General features: G+C 69.8%; 7 protein-coding genes. 5 read left to right on the forward strand and 2 right to left on the reverse strand.

Annotated features, from left to right (window positions below; all coding sequences use genetic code 11):
- Positions 1 to 96 precede the first annotated feature (96 nt).
- Positions 97 to 1320 carry a hypothetical protein gene (locus AB0H86_RS30450; protein ID WP_362445778.1) on the reverse strand — a complete coding sequence of 408 codons (1224 nt, stop codon included), beginning with the start codon at positions 1318 to 1320 and terminating at the stop codon, positions 97 to 99.
- A gap of 387 nt (positions 1321 to 1707) precedes the next feature.
- Here AB0H86_RS30450 and AB0H86_RS30455 point away from each other — a divergent pair, with 387 nt between their 5' ends.
- From AB0H86_RS30455 to AB0H86_RS30470, 4 genes are all read left to right on the forward strand, one after another.
- Entirely contained in the window at positions 1708 to 3618 is a 1911-nt protein-coding gene (locus AB0H86_RS30455; protein ID WP_362445781.1) for an aminotransferase class III-fold pyridoxal phosphate-dependent enzyme, read from the forward strand.
- A gap of 620 nt (positions 3619 to 4238) precedes the next feature.
- Positions 4239 to 6221, forward strand: coding sequence for an IucA/IucC family protein (locus AB0H86_RS30460; RefSeq protein ID WP_362446133.1), 1983 nt, complete (start codon positions 4239 to 4241; stop codon positions 6219 to 6221).
- Positions 6222 to 6402: 181 nt separating this feature from the next.
- The gene (locus AB0H86_RS30465; protein WP_362445784.1) at positions 6403 to 7134 is read left to right on the forward strand and encodes a GNAT family N-acetyltransferase; all 732 of its coding nucleotides are present in this window, start codon (positions 6403 to 6405) and stop codon (positions 7132 to 7134) included.
- Between the two features lie 488 nt (positions 7135 to 7622).
- Positions 7623 to 9632: an ATP-dependent DNA helicase gene (locus AB0H86_RS30470; RefSeq protein WP_362445787.1), complete on the forward strand. Its 2010-nt coding sequence runs from the start codon at positions 7623 to 7625 to the stop codon at positions 9630 to 9632.
- A gap of 152 nt (positions 9633 to 9784) precedes the next feature.
- Here the strand turns inward: AB0H86_RS30470 and lexA are convergent, their stop codons facing one another.
- The gene (lexA, locus tag AB0H86_RS30475; protein ID WP_362445790.1) at positions 9785 to 10564 is read right to left on the reverse strand and encodes a transcriptional repressor LexA; all 780 of its coding nucleotides are present in this window, start codon (positions 10562 to 10564) and stop codon (positions 9785 to 9787) included.
- A gap of 564 nt (positions 10565 to 11128) precedes the next feature.
- Between lexA and nrdR the strand changes: the two genes are divergently transcribed.
- The gene (gene nrdR, locus AB0H86_RS30480) at positions 11129 to 11704 is read left to right on the forward strand and encodes a transcriptional regulator NrdR (RefSeq protein WP_362445793.1); all 576 of its coding nucleotides are present in this window, start codon (positions 11129 to 11131) and stop codon (positions 11702 to 11704) included.
- The last annotated feature ends 11 nt before the right edge of the window (positions 11705 to 11715 follow it).

Genomic DNA, 11715 nt, shown 5'->3' on the forward strand with positions numbered 1-11715 from the left:
CGGTGTGACCGAGGCCGCCTACCTCGTACCGCAGGTCATGGCCCTACGCGGGCGTGGTGCACGGTGGGCCGGCCTGTCGACCGGCCCATCGTGGGGTCACTGGCCCGCGAACTTCTCGTTGACCGAGTCGTACACACCCTTGGCCACCTCACCCAGACGCGGACCGGCCAGCCAGCCTGCGGTAGCCGGGCCGATCGAGGTGTTGGAGACCAGTGCCGGCTTGCCGTCCGAGCCCGTCGCGACCCAGCCACCGCCGGACGAACCGCCGGTCATGGTGCAGCCGATCCGGTACATCGTCGGGTCCGCCTTGTCGATCGACAGCCGACCCGGCTTGTCCTGGCACTGGTACAGCGCCTGCCCGCCGAACGGCGGCGCCGCCGGATAGCCCGTCGCCGTGATGCTGTCGACCTTGGTCACCGCCGGAGCGTTGAAGTCCACCGGAAGAGCCGAACCGACCGTCTCCTCCAGGGACTTGCCCTTGCCGCCCTGCTCCGGGGTCACATGAATGACCGCGAAGTCGTACGAGGCGCCGTCACCGCCCGTAGCGCCACCCTGCTCGATCCACTGGTCCGAGGTCTGCGCCCACTCGCCCCACCAGACGCCGTACGGAGAGACCTCCTCCTGTGTGGCGTTCCGCAGTTCCTCGCCCGACTTGCCCTCGTCGTTGTACGACGGCACGAACGCGATGTTCCGGTACCAGCCGCCCTTCTTGCCGGCGTGCACACAGTGGCCCGCCGTCCACACCGTGTTGGACTTGCCGGGATGCTCGGGGTCCTCCACGACCGTCGCCGAGCAGACCATCGTGCCCTCGGGGGAGTCGAAGAACACCTTGCCGGCCTCCGGCGCGTTGGCATGGTACGTAGGCGATACGGCCTTCGCGTCCACCGGCTCGGGCGTCGGGTCGGTCACACCCTGGTCACCGGAGAGGTCGCTGTTGTCGACGGCGTTGTCCGGGTCATCGGCGTCCCGCATCCGGTCCGGGTTCCACAGACCCTTGATGATCGGGTTGATGTACTCGTCGGCCTCGCGCAGCCAGTCGTCCTTGTCCCAGTTCTTCCAGGCGCCGTTCTTCCACTTGTCGATGTCGATACCGTGCTCTTTGAGCTTGTCCCTGACGTTGTCCGGGATCGTGATCTTGCCGTCGCCCTCGGATGCCGCGGAGGCGCTGGCCTCGCCGCCCGCCTCGGCATCGCCCGAGTCGCAGGCGGTGGCGGTGAGTGCGAGCGCCGACGCGAGCGCGACGGCAGCCAGCACGGGGGAGGTTCTGCGGCGCGCGTTCCTCCCCCGACGAGTGGCGAACGACGGCCTTATGGATCGCATGTCTGACTCCCCCTGAGTGGACGAACGTGGTGCTCTGGCCGTGGACCGCGGGCTGGACACCGCCGATCTCACACTGATCTCACGGCGGGTTCATGTCGGTCTCACGGACTTCGGGAACGGCCTCACACGATATGCGTTCGCAGTGGGGGACTTCGCACGGAACAGCATCGGTTCCGTCACACCAAGGATCTTGAGGCAACCCGTAACCCGGTGTGCGGCACGGGGTTGGTAGCGGTGGGGGGCTTGCTGCCGGTGGTGGCCGGCTCGGTCCCTTGTGCCCAATTCCCCGCAGATTTCGAGTCGAGGCTCGCGGGGGTTCGTATGTCGGGACGGGCGAGGACGCGAGTGACTGCACGCACCCTGGACAGCGGGAGGACGGGGAGAACCGTGACCGAGACTGCGCCCGGGGAGACCATTGGCGACGCGCAGACAACTGCGGCCGTGACCGACGGGGTCGCCGCCGCGGCCCGCAGAGTCGCCCCTGCCACCGCCGCCGCGCTCGCAGGAGCCATCGTCGATGGGTCGGGACGTTCCCCCGTCGGCGAGCCGGGGAACGCCGTGGCCGACGTGCCAGGGAACGCCGTGGCCGACGTGCCGGGAAAGGTCGCGGTCGTTGTGTCGGGAAGGGCGGTGGGTGCTGGGCTCGCAGATGCCGCGGTCGCTGTGGCCGGAGATGCCACCATCGCTTTGCTCGAAAATGCCGTCGACCGTGCACTTGAGGGTGCGGAACACGGCATGGGGGACGGCGGCACCGCTGAGCTTGGGGTGGCAGTGGTGCGGCGCGCCGGCGGCGGTGCCGGGGCTCCCGCCGGGACGCGTTCCCCGTACGAGGGCATCCTGAGGCGTCAGTCGGCGCGCGAGCCGGCGGCGCGCACCTACGCGCGCGCCCTGCCGATCGTCCCGGTGCGCGCGCGGGGGCTGACCATCGAGGGCGCGGACGGCCGCCGTTACCTGGACTGTTTCTCCGGCGCGGGGGCTCTCGCCCTCGGGCACAACCATCCCGTCGTCCTGGAGGCGATCCGCAAGGTCCTTGACTCGGGCGCGCCCCTGCACGCCCTCGATCTGGCGACCCCGGTCCAAGACGCCTTCACCGCCGAGCTGTTCCGCACTCTGCCGTCCGGACTCGCCGGCCGCGCGCGGGTGCGGTTCTGCGGACCGGCCGAGACGGACGCGGCGGGAGCAGCCTTCAAGCTCGTCCGCGCCGCGACCGGCCGCAGCGGCCTGCTCGCCTTCACCGATGCCTCGCACGGCGCGACCGCCGGGGCGGCGTTCGAAGCACTTGGGGCCCGCGACACACGGTTCGTACGTCTGCCCTATCCGCAGGATTACCGTTGCCCCTTCGGTGTCGGTGGCGCCCGCGGCGCCGAACTCGCGGCCAGTTGGGCCGAGTCCGCCCTCGACGCCCCCCAGTCGCGCACATCGCTGCCCGCCGGGATGATCCTCGAACCAGTGCAGGGTGAGGGCGGGGTGTTCCCCGCCCCGGACGAGTGGATGCGCCGCATGCGGCAGATCACCGCCGCACGGTCCGTCCCCCTGATCGCCGACGAGATCCAGACCGGCGTCGGTCGCACCGGAGCCTTCTGGGCGGTGGAACACAGCGGAGTCACCCCTGACGTGATGGTCCTCTCCAGGGCCATCGGCGGCAGCCTGCCCCTGGCCGTCGTGGTCTACCGCGACGATCTCGACAACGGGAGACCCGGCGCCCACACGGGCACGTTCCGCGGCAACCAACTCGCCATGGCCGCGGGAACGGCGACCTTGGCCTACGTCCGCGGAAACCGCCTCGCCGAACGCGCGGCCACGCTGGGCTCCCGCATGCTGACTCAACTCCGGGAGCTGGCCCGGGAGTTCGCGGTGATCGGTGAGGTGCGGGGGCTGGGGTTGATGATCGGCGTGGAGATGGTTGAGGCGGTCGGGGCGGTGGAGATTTCGAAGCGCGAGGGTGAGGCCGAGGGAGAGGGGGCCGGGCGCGGTGGGGGCGACGGTGGTGGTCGTGGTCGCGATGAGGGGCCTAGGGCGGATGGTGGGGGTGCCGACGGTGTCGGCCTGGAGGCTGCGGCGGATCCCGCCCGCGGACCTCGGGCCGCCGCTCCCGAACTCGCGGCCGCCGTCCAACGGGAGTGTCTGCGACGCGGCCTGATCGTCGAACTCGGCGGTCGTCATGGCAGCGTCGTACGGCTGCTTCCGCCGCTGACGATCAGCGACGAACAGGCGACCGCGGTGCTGGACAGACTGGCCGACGCGGTGGAGGCGGTGGCTCGCGGTCACGCACATGGCCACCAGCAGCGCCAACCGTGAGGGGGCCGGTGCGAGGGCAGTCCGCCGGTGCGTACCAGGGGGCTTGTGCACCCTCTCAGGCCTGTGGATGAGCAGGGAGGCACGGTCCCGAACACGGGCGCGCTCTCGCACGGGCTTGAGCGTCCACATCCGCTCGCGTGTCCGCCCCGGTCCCTTCATCCACGCAGGTCCGTATGAACGCGTTTGCCTGGTCGGCTCGCGCTTCGCCGACCGACATGTCCTGAACATCGCTCACCTCCAACAATCCCTTCGACTTAGGCAGGCCCCAAGCCTCAAGCCCTGTGGACGCCCTTTGCGCCCACACGTTGTCGATTCGTCCCGGCCACACGAGCCAGAACCACCCCGAGGAACACGCTTTGAACGTCAACTCCAACCCCCTGGGCCGTTTCCCCGCCCACTCGCGAGAATCCTCCGGTGCCGTTTCGCCGGGTGCCTGCGACGATCAGGCCTCCTGCCAGATGTCACCCGCGCCGACCGCCACCTCGGTCGAGCAACGACCAGCAGAGCCTTCGGTCCCAGGAGGAGAACCCTCGCCGGTGCGAGAGGAGCCCCCCGCACAGCGAGAGAACGCGCCGGCCCACACGACGCCGGCCCAGGGGAGCGCTCCGGCGGCCGAGTCGTTGCGTGGGGCCGCCCTCGACCTCTTGGAGCATCCCGACCCGCACACCGCAGCCGGGGCTGCGGCCGTGGAGAACCTGTTGCGCTGCTGGGTACGCGAGGCCAACCTCGCCGCCCCCGGCAACGGCATCCTGCGCATCCCGCTCCGGGCCAGCGGCACAGCTCTTCTCGCCCCCGTCCAGTACTGGTCCCCGACGGGATGGCACCGCTTCGGCCTCCCGTACCTCGCCGACGCCCCCGCGGAGTCCCCACCGGCCGACGCGGTCACGATCGCCGCGCTGCTCGCCAGGGAGACGCTGAACGACACGTCCTCGGATCTCGGCCCCGTCGAGTGCACCGCCGACAGCACCGCCGACAGCCCGGAGCCGAACGCCACTCCTTCCTCACCGCTCGACACCCCGACACCTCCCGCCCCCGTCACCCCCTCCATCACCCTCGCGGCTGACACGGCTCCCCCCGCGACCGGTGCAACCGTCCCCGAGGCCACTGCTCGGCCCCGCCCCCATTCGGCCATCGACACCGCCGACCTCGTCGCGCGTGTGGCCGACTCCGTTCGCCGAACCGGCACCTTCCTCAGCGACCGCCGTAAGCACCCGACCGACGCCCCCGACCTGTTTCTCGCCGCCGAACAGGCGCTCATGTTCGGTCATCCTCTGCACCCGACTCCCAAGAGCCGCGAGGGTCTCTCCGAAGCCGAAGCCCGGCTGTACTCGCCCGAGTTGCGCGGCTCCTTCTCCCTGCACTGGTTGGCTGTCGCTCCCTCCGTGCTCGCCTCCGACTCGGCCTGGACCGAGCGCGGCCGCCCCGTCCCCGCGGCCCAGCTCACCGCACGCCTGGCAGGCGCGGATCTGCCGCTGCCCGAAGGCCACACGGCCCTGCCGCTGCACCCCTGGCAACTGCGCGAGGTCCGGCAACGTCCCGAGGCGGCGGCCCTGTTCGAAGACGGGCTGCTCCAGGACCTCGGCACCCACGGCGCCCCCTGGCACCCCACCTCCTCGCTACGAACGGTCCACCGCTCCGACGCCCCCGCCATGCTCAAGCTGTCGCTGGGACTGCGCATCACCAACTCCCGTCGTGACAACCTCCGCAAGGAACTCCACCGAGGCGTCGAGGTGCACCGGCTGCTCCGCAGAGGCCTGTCCAAGCAGTGGCAGGCCGCTCACCGTGGTTTCGACATCGTCCGCGACCCGGCCTGGCTGGCCGTCGACGCATCGGATGGCCACCCCGTGCCCGGACTCGACGTGATGATCCGGCACAACCCCTTCAGCCCTTCGGACGACGTCTCCTGCATCGCCGGACTCGTCTCACCCCGCCCCCATGTCCCACCGCCGGCCGCAGGATGCCGAGGCTCCGACCGGCCTGTTATGCGATCCCGCCTGGCCGATGTCGTCACCCGCCTCGCCGGCCGGACCGGTCGTCCCCGAGGAACCGTCGCCGCCGAGTGGTTCCTGCGCTACCTCGAACAGGTGGTCCGTCCGGTCCTCTGGCTGGACGCGGAGGTAGGGATCGCCCTGGAGGCGCACCAGCAGAACACCCTGCTCCTCCTGGACGGAGACGGCTGGCCCGCCGGGGGCCGCTACCGCGACAACCAGGGCTACTACTTCCGCGAGTCCCGACGCGCGGAACTCGATGCCCGGCTCCCCGGAATCGGCGAACACAGCGACACCTTCGTCTCCGACGAGGTCACCGACGAGCGATTCACGTACTACCTCGTGATCAACAACGTGCTCGGTCTCATCGGTGCTTTCGGCTCCCAAGGTCTGGCCGACGAACGGCTTCTGCTCGCCGCCTTCCGCCGTTTCCTCACAGACGTGGCACATGGACCGGCCCGCCTGCGCGGCAACCTGCCCGCCCGCCTCCTCGACTCACCCGTCCTGCGCTGCAAGGCCAACCTGCTGACCCGCCTGCACGGCCTCGACGAACTGGTCGGCCCGGTGGACACCCAGTCCGTCTACGTCACCATCGCCAACCCCCTGCGCTGCTGACCAGCACGTCTGACCCGCGCCAACTCTCTTCTCCCTTCACCTCTGAGGAACATGACCCACCCCGCCATCCGAGAGGAGCGTCGCCGTGCCTCCCACCGACGCCCACGTCAACGCCTGTACCAGTCCGATCACAGACACCGTTGCCAGTGCCAGACCTCGTACCGGCGAAAGCAGAACCGGCATGGGCGGTCGACTGGGTGGTCCGGACGGCGAGGACACGCTGGACCTGCGCCTGCCCGACCAACTGCTCGCGCACGTCCAGGAGGTGGGAACCGGCCCTGGCTCCGCACGGCCCGGAACCGCAGGCACGGCACCTCTCACCTCCGCCCTCCCGACAGCTGACGACCTGCTCGACGGAATCGCCGGCCGGGGGCCGATCGCCACCCCCGTGGGCGTGTTCCAGCTCGTCCCGGTCCGGATCGAACGGGACCTGACGCTCGTCAGCCGGTGGATGAACGACGCTGCAGTCGCGGAGTTCTGGGCGCTCGCAGGACCTCAGGCCGCCACCGAGGAACACCTGCGGGGGCAACTCGTCGGTGACGGTCGCAGCGTCCCGTGTCTCGGCGTGCTGGACGGCACGCCGATGAGCTACTGGGAGATCTACCGCGCGGACCTCGATCCGCTGGCCCGTCACTATGCCGCCCGGCCTCACGACACCGGTATCCACCTTCTCGTCGGCGAAGTCTCCGCTCGTGGAAGAGGGCGTGGCAGCGTTCTGCTCAACGCCGTCGCTGATCTTGTGCTCGACACACGTCCCACCTGTGCCCGCGTCGTCGCGGAACCCGACCTTCGCAACATTCCCTCCGTCGCCGCCTTCCTGAGCGCCGGCTTCCGCTTCTCCGCCGAGGTCGACCTGCCCGCCAAGCGGGCCGCCCTCATGGTCCGAGACCGGTCCCTGCGCCATCTTCTGTAACGCCACGTCGCAGCGTCATCACTTTTGGTACACCGCTCGCGCCGATGCGGTTCCCACTCGCGCCGAATGGCTTTCCAGCCGAAGCGATCTCAGCCGAACCCGACCTCGTGATCCGGCCCGCGCCCCGCCGACGTATGGACCGTGACCTGCTAAGTCTCCGCCCAGACTGGTGGGATCTCCCCGGCGAACCAGCGGGGGCACCGCCCGGATCGGCTCCGCGATTCGTGCCTTGCGGTGGGTACGGAATCCGTCGCGACCAGCACAGCCACCGCCGTGCCCGGCCCACCCCGAAACCCGACCGACCCCTCGCTGCCCGAAACCGATGCGATCCCGGCTCGCAAGTGATCCACCCCGAACCCGAACACGCCAACTCCCGCTGCTGTCGGACTCATTCGATCCGCAACCGAGGAGCACCTGGTCTTGATCCCGTCCCTTCGCCGCGCCTTGACCACCCCTTTGTCGGTGCCGGGCCGTAGGGTGGTCGCGCTATGACGAAGCCCTCACTCCCCGAACTCCTGCATGCTGCCGTCACCGCCGTCGGCGGTACGGAGCGCCCCGGCCAGGTGACCATGGCCGAATCCGTCGAAAATGCGATCGACGACGGCTCCCATCTGCTGGTCCAGGCCGGCACCGGCACCGGAAAGTCGCTGGGCTATCTCGTGCCCGCGCTCGCGCACGGGGAACGTGTCGTCGTGGCGACCGCCACTCTCGCCCTGCAGCGCCAGCTCGTGGAGCGGGACCTGCCGCGCACGGTGGAAGCGCTGCACCCACTGCTGCGCCGCCGTCCTGAGTTCGCGATGCTCAAGGGCAGGTCGAACTACCTCTGTCTGCATCGCCTGCACGAGGGCGTCCCGCAGGACGAGGAGGAGGGCCTCTTCGACCAGTTCGAGGCGGCGGCACCGACCAGCAAGCTGGGCCAGGACCTGCTGCGGATGCGTGACTGGTCGGACGAGACCGAGACCGGCGACCGCGACGACCTCACGCCCGGCGTGTCCGACCGTGCCTGGGCGCAGGTGTCGGTCTCCTCGCGAGAGTGCCTGGGCGCCTCCAAATGCGCGTACGGCGCCGAGTGCTTCGCGGAGATGGCCCGCGAGCGCGCCAAGCTCTCCGAGGTCGTCGTCACCAACCACGCGCTGCTCGCGATCGACGCCATCCAGGACGCGCCGGTTCTCCCGCAGCACGAGGTGCTGATCGTCGACGAGGCGCACGAACTGGTCTCCCGGGTCACAGGGGTCGCCACCGGGGAACTCACCCCCGGCCAGGTGAACCGCGCGGTGCGCCGCGCCGCGAAGCTGGTCAATGAGAAGGCCGCCGATCAGCTCCAGACCGCCGCCGAGGGCTTCGAGAGACTGATGGAGCTGGCCCTGCCGGGCCGCCTGGAAGAGGTCCCGGAGGATCTCGGCTACGCGCTCATGGCACTGCGCGACGCCTGCCGCACCGTGATCTCCGGGATCGGTGCCACCCGCGACAAGTCCGTCCAGGACGAGGACGCGGTCCGTAAACAGGCGCTGGCCTCCGTGGAGACCGTGCACGACGTGGCGGAGCGAATCACGAACGGCTCCGAGTGGGACGTCGTCTGGTACGAGCGCCACGACCGCTTCGGTGCCTCCCTGCGTGTCGCGCCCATGTCCGTCTCGGGCCTGCTGAGGGAAAAGCTCTTCGCGGACCGCTCGGTGATCCTCACGTCCGCGACCCTGAAACTGGGCGGCGACTTCAACGGCGTCGGCGCCTCCCTGGGCCTCGCCCCCGAGGGCACCGAGGGCGAGGATGTACCGCAATGGAAGGGCGTCGACGTCGGCTCGCCCTTCGACTATCCCAAGCAGGGCATCCTGTACGTCGCCAAGCACTTGGCGCGTCCCGCGCGGGACGGAGACCGTGGGGACATGCTCGATGAGCTCACCGAGCTGATCCAGGCGGCCGGCGGCCGCACGCTCGGCCTGTTCTCCTCGATGCGGGGCGCCCAACTGGCCGCGGAGGAACTGCGCTCCCGTATCCCCGAGTTCCCGATCCTCCTGCAGGGCGAGGAGACCCTCGGTGAGCTGATCAAGAACTTCTCGGCGGATCCTCAGACCTGTCTCTTCGGTACGTTGTCGCTCTGGCAGGGCGTGGATGTGCCCGGGCCCAGCTGCCAGCTGGTCGTCATGGACAAGATCCCGTTCCCGCGGCCGGACGACCCGTTGATGAGTGCCCGCCAGAAGGCGGTCGAGGACGCCGGCGGCAACGGCTTCATGGCGGTCGCCGCCACCCACGCGGCGCTGCTCATGGCTCAGGGCGCCGGTCGCCTCGTACGCGCGTCGGGAGACCGCGGTGTGGTCGCCGTACTGGACCAGCGACTGGCCACAGCGCGATACGGGAGCTACCTCAAGGCGTCACTGCCTGATTTCTGGTACACGACGGACCGCAACCAGGTGCGCAGGTCGCTGGCCGCGATCGACGTGATGGCGAAGCAGGGGGAGGACGCGGTGGCGAAGCAGGCGGAAGAGGACGAAGCGCAGTGATCGGGGTTGGCCTGTCCCGGCTCCGGGACAGGCCAACCCCGATCACAGCCGGCTGCCACATGGGGCCGCGCAGCACAGGGCCCCGGAACCGGCGCAGGGGTCCCGGGGCCCGGTCAGAGGGCGGGGGCCTTGGAGGCCGCCCGCCGCGGCCGTCACACGCGCCGCAGGACGGCGACCACCTTGCCCAGAATGGTCGCGTCGTCGCCGGGGATCGGCTCGTAGGCGGAGTTGTGCGGGAGGAGCCAGACGTGGCCGTCCTCGCGCTTGAAGCGTTTGACGGTGGCTTCGCCGTCGAGCATCGCGGCCACGATGTCGCCGTTCTCGGCGACCGGCTGGCGGCGGACGGTGACCCAGTCGCCGTCGCAGATCGCGGCCTCGATCATGGAGTCGCCGACGACCTTGAGGACGAACAGCTCACCGTCACCGACCAGCTGGCGGGGGAGAGGGAAGACATCCTCGACGGATTCCTCGGCGAGGATCGGGCCACCGGCGGCGATGCGGCCGACCAGCGGGACGTACGACGCCGCGGGCTTCCCGGCGGTGTCGGTGGGCTGTACCGACGAGGCCTGGTCCGAGCCGCGTACCTCGTACGCGCGCGGGCGGTGCGGATCACGGCGCAGGAAGCCCTTGCGCTCCAGTGCCATCAGCTGGTGGGCGACGGAGGAGGTGCTGGAGAGGCCGACGGCCTGGCCGATCTCCCTCATCGACGGCGGGTAGCCGCGCCGCTGCACGGAGTCCCTGATGACCTCGATCACCCGGCGCTGCCGGTCGGTGAGTCCGGAGCTGTCCGCCCGGATGCCTGGAGGTCGGCCCGGCAGGGAGCGCTTGTGCCCCTCGGGATTCGTGGCTTCGTTCATCGCATGCACCGGCTCAAGTCGGCCCTGGGAGCGGTCCTGGGCAGTGATGGTGGCACTGTCTGCGGTGGTGGTCACGTCGGCCCCTCTCGATGGTCTCCCTGCTGGACAACGGTAGTTGCTTTCGAAAGGTTGCGCCAAACACACGTTCGAGTGAAAAATCGCGAATAGCCCGACTGGACCATGTGTCTGGGTGTATGGCTGACGTGGCACCTAGCGGGCAAAAGGGCTCATTGTTGTACTCTTCGCCGCCAGGATGGCGACCTCGTGGGTGCCGACCCAGTCTGCCATCCGCCCTCCCGGCAACCGGGAACCGGCCCTCATCTCTGCGGGAATCCCACGCTCCCTCCGTGCGGCGCCCACGCTATCTCCGCATGTGGCGAAGCGATACTGCTGCGTGCTCCCGAGTGTCGGCGCGGCGTAGGGGGCGACGGTGCATGCCCATGCCGGTGCGACACGCGCGGACGGCGTGCATGTATGGGCCAATCCCCACATCTAGTGGTTGGATTGCAGGAGTGGCCCAGAAGTTGTGGTCCCCCGGGTCTTCGGGCCCTCGGCGATCGCTTATGCTTGGGGCTGCTTCGTGGGGCCCGGGAGGCCTCCTGAGGCTATTGAGTCTGCTGTGAGGAGGGTTGGAAGTTCATGCACTGCCCCTTCTGCAGGCACTCCGACAGCCGTGTCGTCGACAGTCGTACGACCGACGACGGCACGTCGATCCGTAGGCGCCGCCAGTGCCCTGACTGCTCCCGTCGTTTCACGACCGTGGAGACGTGCTCGCTCATGGTGGTCAAGCGGTCCGGAGTCACCGAGCCTTTCAGTCGTACCAAGGTCATCAACGGTGTGCGCAAGGCATGCCAGGGACGGCCTGTCACCGAGGACGCGCTCGCTCAGCTCGGCCAGCGGGTCGAGGAGGCGGTGCGGGCCACCGGGAGCGCCGAACTGACCACCCACGACGTGGGGCTGGCCATGCTCGGCCCGTTGCAGGAGCTCGATCTCGTCGCCTATCTGCGATTCGCTTCCGTCTACCGGGCGTTCGACACGCTCGAGGACTTCGAAGCCGCGATCGCGGAACTCAGGGAGACGGGACCCTCCACCGCGGACGAAGAGGACCGCGTGGACGCCGACGACGGCGGGGGCGCTGTCGTGGGGAGCCAGGAAGACGACCGCGGGTCCGGAGGGACTGCACCAGCCCCCGAACCCGCGCGCGCCGCCGACTGACCGGCGGGACG

Origin of the sequence: Streptomyces sp. NPDC050997, assembly GCF_040660135.1 — a bacterium.
In the GTDB taxonomy this organism is placed as follows: Bacteria; Actinomycetota; Actinomycetes; order Streptomycetales; family Streptomycetaceae; genus Streptomyces.